Genomic DNA, 17497 nt, shown 5'->3' with positions numbered 1-17497 from the left:
CGCTGGAGCCCGAGGGTCGGCGGCCCTGTGCTCCAGGACAATTGTGCCCACTCTTCTCCACCGGGTACGACCGCTGGGACGTCCACTCGGTTGCACGGGGGTGGAGAGATGTGGTGCAGATCCGACACCTGGTCGCCATCCGGGGGCCGGAAGGACCCGGACCGGCCGGCGCCCGGCGTTCGGCCGGACGGGCGGAGGAGCACCCTGCTCCGGTTGACGCCCGGTCAGGGCGCCCGCTCGTCCGGCCGGTGGTCGGACCGGTCAGCGGCCCAGCCGGCCGCGGACCATGCCCAGCATCGCGTTCAGCTCCTCGATCCGCAGACGCTTGGCGACGAGCACGAAGACCGCCAGCTGGACGCCGCCGGCCACGACCAGGGCCGCCACGCTGCCCGGCCAGCCGCCGACCACCTGCTGGACCGCCAGGCTGGCGCCGAGGCCGACCAGGGCGGCCGGCACGCAGGCGGCGGCCAGCCGGCTGTACGTCCGGCCGATCCGCTTGGTGTCCAGCCCGCCGATCCGCTTCTTCAGCTTCGGCAGCGCCACCGTCACTCCGACGGCGTACGCCAGGCCGTAGCCGAAGGCGAGCCCGGTCACCGTCCACTCGGCGGGCAGGACCAGCCAGCACAGCAGCGCGAAGCCGGCCTGGCAGGCCGCGACCCAGACGGTGTTGGAGAACGGCGTGCGGGTGTCCTCGTAGGCGTAGAAGCCGCGCAGCATCACGTACTGGGCGGAGTACGGGATCAGGCCCAGGGCGAACGCCGAGAGCATCAGACCGACGTTGGTGGCGTCGTTCAGGACGGTGGCGTTGCCGCCGACCGCGTAGATCGACCGGCCGATCACCGGGCCGAGCGACAGGAAGAGGAAGGCCGCCGGGACGACCGCCACCGCGGTGGTGCGCAGGCCGTAGGAGATGTCGTCGCGCACCGCGCCGGCGTCCTCGTCGGCCGCCGCCCGGGAGAGCCGGGGGAGCACCGCGCTCATGATCGAGACGGTGATCACGGCCTGCGGGAGCTGCCAGATCAGCAGCGCGTTGGAGAACGCGGCCAGGCCGACACCGTTGTGGCCGGCCGCCGCGGCGGCGGCGCCCGCCTTGGTGGACAGCTGGGTGATCACCAGGTAGCCGGCCTGGTTGGCGAGCACGAAGAAGAACGTCCACTTGGCCAGTCGGGCGGCCTTGCCCAGGCCGTGGCCGCGCCAGTCGAAGCGGGGCCGGAAGCGGAACTCGGCGGCCCGCAGGTACGGGATCATCGCCAGCGACTGGACGGTCAGACCGATCAGGGTGCCGAGGCCGAGCAGCCGCACGCCCTCGGGGGAGACGCCCTCCGGGGTGATGTGGGTGGTGCCGAACCCGCCGTAGACCCAGATGTAGGCGGAGAAGGTGAAGATCACCACGATGTTGTTCAGGACCGGGGTCCACATCATCGCGCCGAAGCGGCCGCGGGCGTTGAGGATCTGCCCCATCACCACGTGGATGCCCATGAAGAAGATGGTCGGCAGGCAGTAGCGGGCCATCGCCACCGTGGTGTCGGCCAGCTCCGGTGTGGCCATCATCGGGTGGGCGATCAGCTGCACCAGCACGGGCGCCCCGAGCACCGCCAGGAAGACCACGCCGCCGAGCCCGACCATCACCAGGGTGAGCAGCCGGCTGGCGTACGCGGTGCCGCCGTCCTCGTCGTTCTTCATGCTGCGCACCAGCTGCGGCACGAACACCGCGTTCAGCGCGCCGCCGCCGATCAGGATGTACAGCAGGGTCGGCAGGGTGTTCGCGGCGTTGTACGAGTCGCCCATCACACCGACGCCGATGGCCGCGGTGATCACCATCGTCCGGACGAAGCCGGTGCCGCGGGAGACCAGCGTGCCGGCCGCCATGATCGCGCTGGAGTTCAGCAGGCCGGAGACCTTGCCGCCCGCCTTGGCGGGCGCCTGCTCGGCGGCCCGCTCCTCGGCCGCGACCTCGGCGAGCGGCTCGACCGCCGGGGGCACCGCGACGGCGGCCACCTGGAGGGTGGCCTCCTCCTCGGAGAGCGGCGGGTCGAACTCGATCGGCGGCACGAAGTGGTGCTGTCCGCCCGGGGCGCCGTGCTGGGGCTGCCCCGGGTAGCCGCCCGCCGACGGGTACGGCACGGGGCCGGCCGGCGGGGCGGCCGGCTGTACGGGCTGCACCGGCTGCACCGGCTGGACCGGCTGGACCGGCTGGACCGGCTGCACCGGCTGGATCGGCTGGGGGGCGGGCTGCGGGACCGGCGGCTGGGCCGCGGCCTGCGCCGGGCGGCCGCCGAACAGCGCGTCCACCCCGACGTACTCGGTGGTCTCGCTGTCCCAGGCGGAGTGCGCCGGGCCCGGCTCCCACTGCGGCCGGGCCTGCTCGGCGCCGCCCCAGTGGCCGCCGGCGGCCTGCGCCGGGGCCTGCGGCCAGGCGGCCTGGGGCGGGGTGTCCCAGCCGGGCTGCACCGGGGGCACCGGGGCGGAGAAGTGCTCCTGGCCCTGGTACGGGCCCGGCGGCACCGGCGTCGGGTAGCCGCCGCCCTGCGGCGGCAGCTGCGGCGGCACGTCGTACGCGGCGGCCGGCGGCTGCGGCGCGGCGGGCCGACCGGCCTGCAGCCCGTACGGGTCCTGGCCGTCCCGGGGGTGCCCGTACGCGTCCGCCGCGTACGGGTCCTGGGCGTAGGTGTCGGCCACGTACCAGTCGCCGGACGGCGACTCGGCGCCCGGCCGGCTCTCACCGCGGCCCGGCGGCCGCTCCTCGCTGCGCCCGGTCATGTCACCTCTTCGCTGTCGTGGGGGGAGGCCGGCCCGGCGGTGCGGGGGATCGGCGGTATCAAGGACCAACCTTCTCATCACCGGCGGCCCGATCCCGGCCATCAGGGCTGCTGCCACGCGGTGTCTGCGCAGGACCGTCACCGGGAGCGCCACCCGGGGCGCCGTCCGCCCCGCCGGCCCCGTCCGCCGCCGCGGCCGGCCCGGCCTCCCCCGCCGGCACCCGCGCGGTGCCCGCGGCCGGGGCGTCGCCGACCGGCTGGTCGCCGTCCTCGTGCGGCTGCCCGCCGCGCCGCTTGCGCTGGCGCACGAAGCGCAGCGCCGCCAGCAGCAGCAGGACGCCGGCGCCCGCGAAGATGTACAGCACCCCGTTGGTGACCGAGGTGACCTCCACCCGGAACTGCTGCGGCTCGCCGTACGGCCGGGAGTCCGGGCCGGTGGTCCACAGCTGGGCGGTCATCTGGACCGCGCCGTTGTTGCGCGCCTCGGCGTTGAAGCGCAGGGTCACGCTCTGCGAGGCCGGGAGGACCAGCTCCTCCTCCTTGCTCACCCGCAGCCTGTTCGGCTGGGCCGAGGTGAGCACCAGCTTCAGGTTGGTGACCGTCTGGGTCAGGTCGTTGCGCACGCTGACCTGGAGCAGACCGGTGTTGCCGGCCAGGGTCACCACGTTCTTCTTCGGCACCTGGACGGCGCCGGTCAGCTCCTTCAGGTACTTCGTGACGCCCGTGCGGTAGGTGCTCCCGGCCGGCGGCTGGTCGCGCCACTCGGTGGACAGCGAGCGGACCATCGCGGCGCTGAACGGGCCGCGCACCCGCTGCGGCAGGGTGAGCACCCGCATCAGGGTGTCCAGGTCGTGCTGGATGTCGTCGGTGCGGCTCAGGTCGGCCGCCGGCAGCTCCGTGGCCCGGGCCTGGGTCGGGTAGTCGGTGGGCGCGGGGACGGCGGTGTTGGCCTTCGGGTCGGCCGCGGACTGGGCCACCGCGTCCAGCTTCACCGAGGAGATCCACTTGCCGTCCGCCGTCTGGAGGGCGTTCGCCAGCGCCTTGGCGCCGCCGGCGCTCAGCTCGCGCGGGGGCAGGACCAGCAGCCCGCGCTGGTTCTGCGGCTGCTCGTGGGTGATCGCGAAGGTCTCGGCGAGGAAGCGCTGGGTGGACGCGGTCTGGGCCTGCGGGCTGTCCAGGTCCTTGTCGAAGAGCGCCGAGACGGTCTCGTCGGCCACCACGGCGCTCTGCCCGCCGCCGATCGGGCGGACCGCGGTCGGGGTGTAGGTGAGCGAGTCCGCCTCCGGCATGCTCGCGCCGTTGACCAGGACCAGGCCGCTGCCCGACTGCTGGGCGACGGAGGCGATCTGCTGGTCGAGGTAGCCCCGGAACGGCCAGGCGACGTCCGCGCGGGTGTCCACGGCGAGCCGGCCCTCGACGGTCAGCCGCCCGGCGGCGGCCGCCTTGCCCAGCGCGGTGGTCATCCCGGCCAGGTCGGAGCCGTTGTGGGCGATCGAAGCGAGGTCCGGGTCGGCGTACGGCAGCGCGACCACCTGGCTGCCCGGCTTGGCCACGGCGGCCCGCAGCTTGTCCAGCCAGGCGCCGGCCGCCGCCGAGGGCGGCACCCCGACGGTGTTGTCGTCCTTGGCGGACTTGCCCGCCCCCTCGGTGCCCGGCTTCTGCACCCGGTAGCCCTTGGTCATCGCGAGCGCGGCGTCCAGCAGGTCCGGGTCGATCACCCAGGTCAGCCCGTTCAGCTTGGCGCCGGTCTCGACCAGCTCGTACAGCCGGCCGCCCGGCGCGAACTCGGTCGCCAGGCTGTCGTCGCGCAGCACCGAGACGGTCTGGTCACCGCTGTCGGTGGTGGTCTGGGCGGCCACCACCGGCGCGTGCACCAGCGGCCAGACGGTGGCGACCTTCGTCGGCTGCGCCTCGGCGCCGCCCGGGTTGTACGGCAGGAAGGTCCGGGCGATGCCCAGGGGGCGGTCGCGCGGGTTGTCGGCCGTCCCGCCCCAGGCGTCCACCGCGAGCTCGTACGCGCCGCTCGTGGAGAACCCGAGGTCGCTCACCGCGACGCTCAGGGTGTACGGCTGGCTCTGCCCCGGGTTCAGCTCCGGCAGGGCGTACTGGGGGGAGTCCAGCTCCACGCCGTCCTTGCTGTCCGGCACCGAGCGGTCGGCCACGTTGGCCAGGTCGCTGCGCCGGTCCAGCGGCTTGTTGGAGTACGGCTTGCGGACCGCCGCGTGGGCGCCCTTGACCGCCGACTTGCCGGCGTTGGTGACCTGTCCGCTGATCGTCACGATGCCGTTCGGGGTGGCCACCTGCGGGCTCAGCGTGTCGATGGTCATCACCACCGGGTACTCGGCCGTGACGGAGGCGTCACCGGCCGGCCGGACGTTGCCGCCGGTGGGCAGCGCGCCGGCCGGGGAGGCCGTGAAGAGGGTCAGGGCGGCCGCACAGGCGGCGGCCAGGCGCAGGCCCGCACGGCGTGTCCGGCGGCCCGGATGACGCCCCTCGGCGGGCCGTTCGGCCCGTCCAGGCTGTCGGTGCGTCCCCAGGCCCGAGTGCCGTGCCGGCTCACTCACTCGCTTCGCCCTCGCCGTTCTCGATCGTTCGCTGCTGATGCTGTCCGTCCGGCGCGGTTCGCCCGACGGCCCCGCCTGACGCGTGGAGCCCTTCGCCCGACGCCGTCGCCGCACCGCCGCCGCGGGGTTCTCCGCGGACGGTGGCGGCGCGCGGCACCGCATCCCCTGTCCGGTGCCCGAGACTCGTCCACCGGCATGGTAACGATGCGGCCCGCCGCGCAGTGTTGCGGGCTGTGGGGTGAGACGCCCGGAACGCGCGGGCGGTTGACCTGTCGGGCCACGTACCCTTGTGAGCCGTGTCCACTGCCAATGAGCCCACCGCGCGCACCGACCGTCCCAGCACCGCCGTCCAGGTCGTCCCAGGCCTGAGCGAGGCCCAGACGCTGGGCCTCCAAGAGCTGCTGCGGGTGTCGCCGGTCGCCGACGAGATCGCCCGCCGGTTCCAGGCGGCCGGTCACCGGCTGGCGCTGGTCGGCGGGTCCGTCCGGGACGCCCTGCTGGGCCGGCTCGGCAACGACCTGGACTTCACCACCGACGCCCGTCCGCAGCAGGTGCTCAAGCTGGTGAAGGGGTGGGCGGACGCGGTCTGGGACGTCGGCATCGCCTTCGGCACGGTCGGCGCCCGCAAGGACACCCCCGAGGGCTCCTTCCTGATCGAGATCACCACCTACCGCTCCGAGGCGTACGACCGCACCTCGCGCAAGCCCGAGGTCAGCTACGGCGACACCATCGAGGAGGACCTGGTCCGCCGGGACTTCACCGTCAACGCGATGGCCGTCGACCTGCCCGGCCGCGGCTTCGTCGACCCGCACCGCGGCCTGGAGGACCTGGAGGCCCGGGTGCTGCGCACCCCCGCCACCCCCGAGGAGTCCTTCTCCGACGACCCGCTGCGGATGATGCGGGCCGCCCGCTTCGCCGCCCAGCTGGACTTCGACCCGGCGCCCGAGGTGGTCGCCGCGATGACGGCGATGGCCGAGCGGCTCACCATCGTCTCCGCCGAGCGGATCCAGGCCGAGCTGAACAAGCTGCTGCTGGCCGCCCACCCGGTCAAGGGCCTGCGGCTGCTGGTCGACACCGGCCTGGCCGAGTACGTGCTGCCCGAGCTGCCCGCGCTGCGGCTGGAGCGGGACGAGCACCACCGGCACAAGGACGTCTACGAGCACTCGCTGACCGTCCTGGAGCAGGCCATCGACCTGGAGCAGGACGGCCCGGACCTCACCCTGCGGCTGGCCGCGCTGCTGCACGACATCGGCAAGCCGCGCACCCGCCGCTTCGAGCCGGACGGCCGGGTCTCCTTCCACCACCACGAGGTGGTCGGCGCCAAGATGACCCGCAAGCGGATGCGCGAGCTCAAGTACTCCAAGGAGCTCACCGAGGACGTCTCGCGCCTGGTCGAGCTGCACCTGCGGTTCCACGGCTACGGCGGCGGCGAGTGGACCGACTCCGCGGTGCGCCGCTACGTCACCGACGCCGGTCCGCTGCTGGAGCGCCTGCACAAGCTGACCCGCTCCGACTGCACCACCCGCAACAGGAAGAAGGCGGCCGCGCTCTCCCGCACCTACGACGGCCTGGAGGCCAGGATCGGCGAGCTGAAGGCGAAGGAGGAGCTGGACGCCGTCCGCCCGGCGCTGGACGGCAACCAGATCATGGAGCTGCTCGGCCTCAGGCCCGGCCCGCAGGTCGGCAAGGCGTACAAGCACATGCTCGAACTCCGGCTGGAGCACGGCCCGATGGAGCACGACGAGGCGGTCGCCGCGCTGCGGGCCTGGTGGGCCGGGCAGCAGCAGGACTGAGCCGGGCCCGGCGCGGCCCGGGAACGACGCGAGGGGTGGCCCCGGCACTCGGCCGGGGGCCACCCCTCGTCCGTACCGGGCTACTTGAGCTGCTGGAGGCAGAGCACGTAGTCCAGGGCCGGGGAGTTGGGGTGCTTGCTGTAGTACGAGCTGTCCGCCTTCGGCTGCTTCTCGCAGACCTTCCCGTCGGAGGTGGCGAGGTACTTGTAGACGATCTTGTACTGCGCCTTGGCGTCGGTGCAGGGCACCACGCTGACCTTCGGGTGGGTGTCGGAGGTCGCGCCGGTGCCGTTCGCGTTGTGCAGGCAGTCGCCGGGGTTGGCCGAGTCCACCTTGCTGTCCGAGTCGTCCGGGGCGGTGACCGGCGGGAGCGTCAGGGTGGGCACCGGCAGGGAGAAGGTCGGCGTGGGGATGACCGGGGGCGTGTAGGTCGGCATCGGCAGCGGCCGGGGCGAGAAGGTCAGCACGGTGGAGGCCGGCACCGGTCCGGCGCCCGGGTCGTCCTTCGTCGGGCCGAGCACGCCGGTGGCGGCCAGGACCACGGCGACCAGGAGCGAGAGGGGCAGCACCAGCATCGCGAGGTGCGGCCGGCCGGTCAGCGGGACGCCCGGGTCGAGCTGCGGCCCGTGGCTGCCCGGGGCGGGCGGCGGCAGCCGCTTGAACCGGCCGTGCGGGACGAGGTTCACCAGCAGGGTGATCGGGGTCAGCAGCCAGGAGACCGGGCTCCACCAGCCCTGGACGAGGGTCCGGGCCGACATGTCGCGCACCGTCGCCGTCCCGCAGGTGCGGCAGAACGGGCCGGTCATCCGCAGCATCCGGTACATGACGAGCATGCCCTGGTGGCCGCGGACGGTGGCGGCCACCGCGGGGTAGCCGCCGCAGAACCGACAGGTCGTGCCGTCCGCCGGCGGCGGCGGGTAGCCGTAGGCGTAGCCGTGGTCGCCCGGCGGGGGCGGGGCGGCGGTCGGGTAGCCGTAGCCGGGCGGCGGGGGCGGGGCGCTGGGGTAGCCGTAGCCGGGCGGTGCCGGCGGCGGCGGGGGCGGGGCGCCGAAGGAGCCGCCGGTGGCGTACGGGTTGCCGTCGCCCGGCGGCGGGCCGTACGGCAGCTGGGGCGGCGGAGGCGGAGCGGACAAGAAGGTCCCCCGGGACGGAGAAGCGGAAGGGGTCAGGACTTCTTCACCGGCGGGACGCCGGTGGTGGCGGCGGGTGCCAGCGGACCGAGGCAGAGCACGTACCGCTTCTTGTTCCAGCGGCGGCCGCTCTTGCCGGAGACCACGCTCGTGGTCTGCGGGGTCTGCCGGCAGCGGGTCATGTCCGTGGTGCCCTCGAACTTCGCCAGCACCCGGTAGTTCGCCTTGCTGTCAGTGCACTTGACGATCTCGACGTCGCGGGTGCCGCTGGCCTGCACGCAGTCGCCGGGCTTGGCGCTGCTGACGCTCGGCCCGGCCACGAAGTAGCCCACCGCCAGCGCCACGCAGCCCCCGAGCACCCCGACGATCCGCAGCTTGGAGCGGAGGCCGCGCTTGGCGGCCGGCGCGGGCTGCGGGGGGCCGTACGGATGGGCGGGCGGCTGCTGCTGCCCGTACGGGTTCGGGCCCGGCTGCCCGTACGGCTGCTGCCCGTACGGCGGTTGTCCGTAGGGCGGTTGTCCGTAGGGCGGTTGGCCGTTCGGCGGCTGCCCGTACGGCTGCTGTCCGTAGGCCGGTGGCGGGCCGTAACCGGGCGGGCCCTGCGGTGCGGGTTGCCCGTAGGCCGGCGGCGGCCCGTACGGTGCGGCCGGCGGCGGGACGGGCGCCCCGTACGGCGGTGCGGCGGGCGGGCCCACGGGCGCCGCCGGAGGCGGCCCGTACGGACTGGGCGGTGTGCTCATCAGTTCGTCCCCCGAAACAGTGTTCTGTCGATCCGACAGGTCCGAGTACCTTAGCGAGTCGGGCGGACCCGGTCGGCTCCCAGCCCCCGCGGGCGCCCGGCGACCCTGGTCACCGGGGGAGCGGGCCGCGGCGGGCGGCCCGCAGGTAGAGGAGCGCCGTCAGGGCGTACACCCCGGCGACCCCGAGCACCACCGCGACGGAGCGGCCGGACAGCGGCAGCACCAGCGCCGTGATCAGCGCGGCGGCCACGAAGGCCACGTTGAACAGCACGTCGTAGATGGCGAAGACCCGGCCGCGGTACTCGTCCTCGACCGTCTCCTGCACCACCGTGTCGGCGCAGATCTTGGTGCCCTGGGTGACCACCCCGAGCAGCAGCGCGGCGACCAGGCAGGGCACCAGCGTGAAGCCCAGGCCCAGTGCCGGGACGAAGACCACCGGGGCGACCAGGCAGGCCGTCATCCACCCGGCCAGGCCCAGTCGGCGGGTGCACCAGGGGCTGACCAGCGCGGCGACGAAGAACCCGGCGGCGGACAGGCCCACCGCCTGGCCGAGGGTGACCAGGCCGGCCGCGCTGTCGGTCGGGTCGTTGAAGGTGTACCGGGCGAGCATCACCACGACCACGATCAGCACGCCGTAGCAGAACCGGGCCGCGGTGACGGCGGCCAGCGCGTGCACGGCCGGCCGGCAGTCCCGGACCAGGTGGCGCACCGCGGCGCCGAGCTCCAGGGCGGCCCGGACCAGTGCCTGGCCGAGCCCGGGGCGGTCCGCGTGCTGGTCCGGGCCGAGCAGGTCGCGGTCCATCCGGCGGGCGGCCAGCGCGGCCGACAGGTAGAGCAGCGCGGCCACCGTGACCAGGGCGGCGTCGGCCCTCGGCCCGGGGGCCATCAGCTGGTGCAGCAGGAACCCGATGCCCCCGCCCGAGGCGGCGGCGACCGTCCCGAGGGTGGGGGACAGCGCGTTGGCGGTGACCAGCTGGCCCTGCTCGACGACCCGGGGCAGGGCGGCGGACAGACCGGCCAGGATGAACCGGTTGAGTGCGGTGACCATCAGCGCCGAGGCGAAGAACAGCCAGGTCGGGGCCTGCGCCAGCAGCAGCGCGCCGGTGACCAGGCCGAGGCCGAAGCGGGCCAGGTTGCCGAAGTAGAGCACCTGGCGGCGGCGCCAGCGGTCCAGCAGCACGCCGGCGAACGGGCCGATCACCGAGAACGGCAGCAGCATCACGGCCAGCACCGAGGCGATGTCGGCGGGGGAGGACTGCTTCTCGGGGGAGAAGACCACGTACGCGGCGAGCGAGACCTGGAAGACGCCGTCCGAGAGCTGGGAGAGCACCCGGGCGGTCAGCAGCCGGCGGAAGTCGCGGCCCTTCATCAGGTCGAGCAGCGTGGCGCGGTGCGCGGACTGGTGGGTGCTGCCGTTCTCGGTGATCGCCACCCGCCCAGGGTGCCATGGAACCGGTCGCCGTTTCACGTGAAACATCGGCCACGGGAACGTGAAGGGCCCGCGATCCGGGGATCGCGGGCCCTTTCGCGGGCCGGGCCCGCTCAGTGCTCAGTGCTCAGCGCACCGTGCCCGGTGCGTCGTGCCCGGTGCGTCGTGCTCAGCGCTCGACCTCGCCGCGGATGAACTTCTCCACGTTCTCGCGGGCCTCGTCGTCGAAGTACTGCACCGGCGGGGACTTCATGAAGTACGAGGACGCCGACAGGATCGGGCCGCCGATGCCGCGGTCCTTGGCGATCTTCGCGGCGCGCAGGGCGTCGATGATGACACCGGCGGAGTTCGGGGAGTCCCAGACCTCCAGCTTGTACTCCAGGTTCAGCGGGACGTCGCCGAAGGCCCTGCCCTCCAGGCGGACGTAGGCCCACTTGCGGTCGTCCAGCCAGGCCACGTAGTCCGACGGACCGATGTGGACGTTCTTGGCGCCCAGCTCGCGGTCGCGGATCTGCGAGGTGACGGCCTGGGTCTTGGAGATCTTCTTGGACTCCAGGCGCTCGCGCTCCAGCATGTTCTTGAAGTCCATGTTGCCGCCGACGTTCAGCTGCATGGTGCGCTCGAGGACGACACCGCGGTCCTCGAACAGCTTGGCCATCACGCGGTGCGTGATGGTCGCGCCGACCTGGGACTTGATGTCGTCACCGACGATCGGCACGCCGGCCTCGGTGAACTTGTCCGCCCACTCCTTGGTGCCCGCGATGAACACCGGCAGGGCGTTCACGAAGGCGACCTTGGCGTCGATGGCGCACTGGGCGTAGAACTTGGCCGCGTCCTCGGAACCGACGGGCAGGTAGCAGACCAGGACGTCGACCTGCTGGTCCTTCAGGACCTGGACGACGTCGACCGGAGCCTCGTCGGACTCCTCGATGGTCTCCAGGTAGTACTTGCCCAGACCGTCGAGGGTGTGGCCGCGCTGGACGGTCACACCGGTCGGCGGGACGTCGCAGATCTTGATGGTGTTGTTCTCGCTGTTGCCGATGGCGTCGGCCAGGTCGAAGCCGACCTTCTTGGCGTCGACGTCGAAGGCGGCGACGAACTCCACGTCACGGACGTGGTAGTCACCGAACTGGACGTGCATCAGGCCGGGGACCTTGCCGGCCGGGTCGGCGTCCTTGTAGTACTCGACACCCTGCACCAGCGACGCGGCGCAGTTGCCCACGCCCACGATGGCTACGCGAACCGAACCCATTCCGGTTGCTCCCTGTGATCTCATGAGGACCGCCGGGGTCGGCGGAACTCGTCCTGCTTCTTCGATGACTGCATGTCCGGGCGCGAGGCGCCCACTGCTGCCGCGCGGCACAGGGCTGGCGCGGTGTCAGCGCTCCTGGGCGGAGCGCCCCGGGCGGTCGTACGGCGGCCCGGACGGGTCGGTGGACCCGGTCTCCTGGCCACGGCCGTCCGAAGTCCTGCGGGGGCCGGCGGCGGTGCCGCCGGCGTCGGGGCCGGTCCGACCGGTGCGGTTGGACCGCTCGGTCTCGATCAGCTCGTTGAGCCAGCGGACCTCACGCTCCACCGACTCCAGGCCGTGCCGCTGCAGTTCGACGGTGTAGTCGTCGAACCGCTCGCGGGCGCGGGCCAGCGAGTTGCGCATCCGCTCCAGCCGCTCCTCCAGCCGGCTGCGGCGCCCCTCCAGGACGCGCATCCGCACGGCCCGGTCGGTCTGGCCGAAGAAGGCGAAGTGCACGCCGAAGTGCTCGTCCTCCCAGGCGTCCGGGCCGGAGTCGGCGAGCAGCTCCTCGAAGCGCTGCTTCCCCTCGGCGGAGAGCCGGTAGACGATCTTGGACCGCTTGCCGTTGAGCGCGGTGGCCGGGACGTACTCCACGTCGGGGTTGTCCTCGACCAGGAAGCCCTGGGCGACCAGGCTCTTCAGGCAGGGGTAGAGCGTTCCGTAGGAGAGCGCCCGGAACGTCCCGAGCAGGATGTTCAGCCGCTTGCGCAGCTCGTAGCCGTGCATCGGGGCGTCGTGGAGCAGGCCGAGGACGGCGAACTCCAGCACTCCTGAGCGTCTGCCCACTGCCGTCCTCCTCCTCCCGTTCGGCGACCGGTCGGCCGGCGCATCCGGCGGTATTCCGCTTCGATGTATCGGCTCGATATATCGAGAACAGTAAACCCGACCTCCGGAACCGGCAAGGGGGACGCGCGTGAACGTGATCACAAGCGGACGCGCGGGGAGTGTTGGCAACGGGCGTGTAATGATCTGTCGCCGTTTTGAGCGCATTGGCAACTGATGTCCGATTAGTTGTATTTCCCTGCTGCGTACGCTGTCGCGTGTGCACGAGGACCACCTCCGGGATCAGGGCGGTTTTGCGGGCATCGGACGTGAACCCTGCCTTCAGGCTGGAAACGCCTCGCGAGGAGTGGCTGGAAGATGAGCGAACGACGGCGAAGGACGCCCAACCCGGGCGGTGAGGGGCAGCAGCCCCCGGGAGGCGGTGGCCGTCGGGGCGATGGGCCGGGGCCGGACGAGCTGCGCTCGGACGGCGTCGGCCGACGGCGCCCGCAGGGCGTCAGGGAGACCGCACAGCAGCCCCGGATGACCCGTGCGGAGATGCGCAAGGCCGCCCAGAAGAAGGGCAAGGGGGGAGCCCGGCGCGGTGCCGCCGCGGCCTCCGCCGCCGCGGCGGCCGGCCCGGGGAAGAAGCGGTTCATCGACTACCCGCGGTTCGGCAAGACCGGCGTCCGGCGCTGGCTGCCGTCCTGGAAGCAGTGGCTGAGCGGTTTCCTGCTGGTCTTCGGCTGCTTCGTGGGCGTGGTGTTCTACCTGTACCAGACCACCAGGGTCCCCGAGCTGAACGAGCTGGTGAAGGACCAGAACACCATCTACTACTGGGCCGACGGCACGGAGATGACCCGCAAGGGCCAGACCAACCGCCAGATCGTCGAGCTCAAGGACATCAGCCCCAACCTCCAGAACGCCGTCATCGCCGCGGAGAACAAGAGCTTCAGGACCGACCACGGGATCGACCCCAAGGGCATGCTCCGCGCCATCTGGAACATGGCGAAGGGGGGTGAGACCCAGGGCGCCTCGACGATCACCCAGCAGTACGTGAAGAACGCCTACCTGAGCCAGGAGCAGACCCTCAGCCGCAAGCTGAAGGAGTTCTTCATCACGCTGAAGATCGACCAGGACAAGGGCAAGGAGGAGATCCTCACCGGCTACCTGAACACCAGCTGGTTCGGCCGCGGCGCGAACGGCGCCCAGGCGGCCGCCCAGGCGTACTACGGGATCGACGCCAAGGACCTCAACGTCTGCCAGAGCGCCATGCTGGCCGGGCTGCTCAAGGGCGCCACGTACTACGACCCCACCAACCCGAACAACAAGGAGCGGGCCCAGGGCCGGTGGAACTGGATCCTGGACCAGATGGTGGACACCAAGGCCATCACCCCGGACGAGCGCGCCAAGTGCAACGTGTTCCCGGACCCGGTCCCGCAGAAGCCCAGCTCCAACATGAACGGTGAGATCAGCTACCTGGTCGACACCGCCAACAAGTACGTGATGGCCACCGACAAGACGATCACCCAGCAGATGATCGACCGGGGCGGCCTGAAGATCTACACCACCTTCGAGAAGGACAAGGTCGACGCCCTGAAGAAGGCCGTCGACGACGTCAAGGCGGAGAACCTCAACCCGCAGAAGCGGCCGGACAACGACACCAACATCCAGTTCGGCTCCGCCAGCATCCGCCCCGGCGACGGCGCGATCGTCGCCCTCTACGGCGGCGACGGCGTGGAGAACGGCCACTTCGACAACAACGCCGACGCCACCGGCGTCCAGGTCGGCTCGACCTTCAAGCCCTTCGTGCTGGCCACCGCGATGCAGACCGGCGTGCAGACCGCGAAGGACGACAAGGGCAAGCCGAAGCGGATCAACGCCGACAGCCGCTACCTGGCCGACGATATGTCCGAGATCCGCAAGCCGGACGGCTCGCTGGTGATCGGCGACGACGGCAAGCCGTACCGGCAGAAGAACGAGGACAGCGGCAAGCGCGGCTACGTCTCGCTGCGGCAGGCCATGCAGTACTCGTACAACGTGCCCTTCGTGCAGCTCAACCAGGACGTCGGCGGCCCGAACGTGGCCGACATCGCGGTGCAGATGGGCGTCAAGAAGGAGAGCCTCGCCGACCCGAAGACGGCGACCTTCCCGCTCGGCACCTCCACCATCAGCCCGATCCGGATGGCCACCGCCTACGGCACCCTCGCGGCCAGCGGCAAGGAGGCCGAGCCGTACTCGGTCACCAAGGTCGAGGTGAGCGGCGTGGAGCGGCCGGGCTTCGGCAAGAAGGAGACCAAGGTCGCGCTGGAGCCGGCCGTCGCCGACAACGTCACCGACGTGCTGGTGAACGTGGCGGTGAACGGTACCGGCAAGAAGACGAAGGACCTGGGCCGCCCGGTGGCCGGCAAGACCGGTACCACCGACCAGAACAAGTCGGCCTGGTGGGTCGGCTACACCCCGCAGCTGGCGACCAGCGTCGCGATGTGGCGCGAGGACCCGGCCAAGCACGAGCGGCAGTCGCTCAACGGCACCGGCGGCAAGGAGTCCATCCACGGTGGTGACATCCCGACGGACGTCTTCACCCGGTACATGAAGGCCGCGCTGGCGAACGAGAAGAAGATGGACTTCCCGACCCCGCAGCCGGTCGGCACCGAGGTGGACTCCTCCGGGGCGCCGTCCACCAACTCGCCGACGGCGGTCCCGACCGCGACGGACACCCCGACGGCCCCGGCCCAGCAGCAGTCGCAGGCGCCCCAGCCGCCGGTGCAGCCGCAGCCCACCCAGACCTGCGTGTCCGGTGTGGACTGCCCCGGCGACCAGCCGAGCCCGTCGCACAGCAAGAACCCGAACCCGGGCAACAGCTGCCTGCCGGTGGTCGGCTGCACGACGCCCGGCCCGACGGAGACCACCCCCTCCGGGGGCAACGGCGGCGGCCGTCCGCCGGGCGGCGGTGGCGGCAAGCCGACGCCGACCAGCACCAGCGGCGGCGGCCTGCAGGGCCTGCCGGCCGGGCAGTAGCCGGACGGAACAGGAAGCGGGGGGGGGGGGGGGGCCCCCCCGGGGGGCCCCCCCCCGGGGGGGGGGGGGGCCCCCCCCCCCCCCCCCCCCCCCCCCCGCGGGGGGCCCCCCCCCCCCGGGGGGGCCCCCGCGGCGCCCCCCCCCCCCCCCCCCCCGGGGGCGCGCGTGCGGGCGGGCGCGCGCCCGGTGCTTACCCCCCCGTCTCCCGGGGGGGGGGGGGGGCCCCCCCCCGGGGGGCCCCCCACCGCCGTTCTCGTCCGGGCCGCCGCCCACCGTCCGCACCGCCGCCGCTTTCGTCCGCACGACCGCCGTTTTCGCCACGATTCGCGCCCCCGGCCCGCCGCCTCGCGGCCCGGACCGTTGCGGGGTCCTCCTCGTCCCGGGCGGGCCGGTGCGGCAGGATGTCCGGCATGACGACGAGCGATCGTGACGAAACCGCCGACCCGGTCGGGTCCGGCGCCGCCGCAGGGCCCCTCCCGGCAGCCGTCGCCACGGCCGCGCCGCCGGCCAACACCGTGGTCGTGCCGGCCGACGAGGACCCGGTGGCGGCGGCCGGCAGCGAGGTGTTCGGCGGGCCCCCCGGCCGCCGCGCGCTGCTCGGCGTCTCCTGGTGGGTCCCGGCGCGCTTCCTGGCGCTCGCGGTGATCGTGGTGTCGGTGCTCGGCATGGTGCAGAAGCTGCCCTGCTACGAGCAGGCCTGGTTCCAGCCGGGCTCGCCGCAGTACGTCCACGCCTGCTACAGCGACATCCCGCACCTGTTCTCCGGACGCGGCTTCGCGGCCGGGCTGCACCCGTACGTGGACCGCATCCCGGGCTCCTCCGGGGACCTCCAGTACCTGGAGTACCCGGTGCTGACCGGCCTGTTCATGCAGGTCGCGGCCTGGCTGACGCCCGGCGGCGGGGACCGGCAGGGCCAGGAGCAGTGGTTCTGGGCGATCAACGCCGGGATGCTGATGGCCTGCGCGGTGGTCGCCGTGGTGGCGCTCTCGCGCACCCACCGGCGCCGGCCGTGGGACGCGCTGCTGTTCGCGCTCGCCCCCGTCCTGCTGCTCAACGGCACCGTCAACTGGGACCTGCTCGCGGTCGCCCTGGCCGCCGTGGCGATGGCCTGGTGGGCCGGTGCCCGGCCGGGCTGGGCCGGTGTCTTCATCGGCCTGGCCACCGCGGCCAAGCTCTACCCGCTGCTGCTGATCGGCCCGCTGCTGGTGCTCTGCTGGCGGGCCGGCAGGTGGCGGGAGTTCCGGGTGATGCTGGGCGGCGCGGTCGGCTCCTGGCTGGTGGTGAACCTGCCGGTCATGCTGGCCAACTGGCGCGGCTGGTCGACCTTCTACGTGTTCAGCAAGCACCGCGGCGAGGACTACGGCTCGTTCTGGCTGATCCTGATGCAGCGCCGCGGCGCCGGGCTGGCCGACCTCGACGCCTACATCGGCGTGCTGATGGTGGTGGGCTGCCTGGCCATAGCGTGGCTCGGCTTCTCGGCCCCGCGCCGGCCGCGCTTCGCCCAGCTGGCCTTCCTGGTGGTCGCGCTGTTCGTGCTGGTCAACAAGGTGTACTCGCCGCAGTACGCGCTCTGGCTGCTGCCGCTCGCCGTGCTGGCCCGGCCGCGCTGGCGGGACTTCCTGGTCTGGCAGGCCTGCGAGGTGCTCTACACCCTGGGCATCTGGTCGCACCTGGGCCTGGTCACCGGCTCCCGGCAGCAGGGGCTCGGCGAGGGGTGGTACCACTTCGCGATCGGGCTGCACCTGCTGGGCACGCTCTACCTGGTGGGCCTGGTCGTCCGCGACGTGCTCCACCCGGAGCACGACCCGGTCCGCTGGGACGGCAGCGACGACCCCTCCGGCGGGGTGCTGGACCACGCCCCGGACGTGGCCGTGCTGGGCACCGCCCGCCGGCTGCGCGAGGAGGAGAGCTACGCCGCGTACGCGCCGGCCGGCGCCGAGCAGTGGCTGGACGAGCCGGGACTGCCGGAGCCGGCCGAGCGGCCGTAGCGGGCGGGCGCCCTCAGCGC

Annotated in this window: 10 protein-coding genes; 3 read left to right on the top strand and 7 right to left on the bottom strand. The window is 72.9% G+C overall.

Features of this window, described 5'->3' with window-relative positions; all coding sequences use genetic code 11:
- Positions 1–261 precede the first annotated feature (261 nt).
- Positions 262–2760 carry a murein biosynthesis integral membrane protein MurJ gene (gene murJ / locus ACH5AR_RS08000; RefSeq protein ID WP_396300505.1) on the bottom strand — a complete coding sequence of 833 codons (2499 nt, stop codon included), beginning with the start codon at positions 2758–2760 and terminating at the stop codon, positions 262–264.
- 58 nt (positions 2761–2818) lie between these two features.
- On the bottom strand, positions 2819–5323 hold the full coding sequence (locus ACH5AR_RS07995; RefSeq protein ID WP_396300504.1) for a DUF6049 family protein: 2505 nt from the start codon (positions 5321–5323) through the stop codon (positions 2819–2821).
- A gap of 365 nt (positions 5324–5688) precedes the next feature.
- On the opposite strand from ACH5AR_RS07995, the gene ACH5AR_RS07990 reads away from it, so the two are divergent.
- Positions 5689–7116 (top strand): CCA tRNA nucleotidyltransferase, encoded by a 1428-nt coding sequence (locus ACH5AR_RS07990; RefSeq protein WP_396300729.1) that lies wholly within the window; start codon positions 5689–5691, stop codon positions 7114–7116.
- 80 nt (positions 7117–7196) lie between these two features.
- Here ACH5AR_RS07990 and ACH5AR_RS07985 read toward each other — a convergent pair whose 3' ends face one another.
- The 5 genes from ACH5AR_RS07985 to ACH5AR_RS07965 all read right to left on the bottom strand — a co-directional run bounded on the left by ACH5AR_RS07985 (position 7197) and on the right by ACH5AR_RS07965 (position 12492).
- Positions 7197–8249 carry a hypothetical protein gene (locus ACH5AR_RS07985; RefSeq protein WP_396300503.1) on the bottom strand — a complete coding sequence of 351 codons (1053 nt, stop codon included), beginning with the start codon at positions 8247–8249 and terminating at the stop codon, positions 7197–7199.
- Between the two features lie 32 nt (positions 8250–8281).
- Positions 8282–8986 (bottom strand): hypothetical protein, encoded by a 705-nt coding sequence (locus ACH5AR_RS07980; RefSeq protein ID WP_396300502.1) that lies wholly within the window; start codon positions 8984–8986, stop codon positions 8282–8284.
- A gap of 109 nt (positions 8987–9095) precedes the next feature.
- Complete coding sequence (locus tag ACH5AR_RS07975; RefSeq protein ID WP_396300728.1) at positions 9096–10355, bottom strand: MFS transporter; 1260 nt, start codon at positions 10353–10355, stop codon at positions 9096–9098.
- 229 nt (positions 10356–10584) lie between these two features.
- A complete protein-coding gene (locus ACH5AR_RS07970) occupies positions 10585–11667 on the bottom strand; it encodes an inositol-3-phosphate synthase (protein WP_396300501.1) in 1083 nt (360 codons plus the stop codon).
- 126 nt (positions 11668–11793) lie between these two features.
- Positions 11794–12492 carry a PadR family transcriptional regulator gene (locus ACH5AR_RS07965; RefSeq protein WP_396300500.1) on the bottom strand — a complete coding sequence of 233 codons (699 nt, stop codon included), beginning with the start codon at positions 12490–12492 and terminating at the stop codon, positions 11794–11796.
- A 519-nt stretch (positions 12493–13011) separates the two neighbouring features.
- On the opposite strand from ACH5AR_RS07965, the gene ACH5AR_RS07960 reads away from it, so the two are divergent.
- Together ACH5AR_RS07960 and ACH5AR_RS07955 are read left to right on the top strand one after the other, a co-directional pair.
- On the top strand, positions 13012–15489 hold the full coding sequence (locus ACH5AR_RS07960; RefSeq protein ID WP_396300499.1) for a transglycosylase domain-containing protein: 2478 nt from the start codon (positions 13012–13014) through the stop codon (positions 15487–15489).
- Positions 15490–15899: 410 nt separating this feature from the next.
- Positions 15900–17477 (top strand): glycosyltransferase family 87 protein, encoded by a 1578-nt coding sequence (locus ACH5AR_RS07955; protein WP_396300498.1) that lies wholly within the window; start codon positions 15900–15902, stop codon positions 17475–17477.
- Positions 17478–17497: the final 20 nt, after the last annotated feature.

This window comes from Kitasatospora sp. NPDC018619, assembly GCF_044391605.1.
In the GTDB taxonomy this organism is placed as follows: Bacteria; Actinomycetota; Actinomycetes; order Streptomycetales; family Streptomycetaceae; genus Kitasatospora.
Note: the sequence above shows the minus strand (reverse complement) of the source record. Positions and strands in the feature narration are given on the sequence as shown.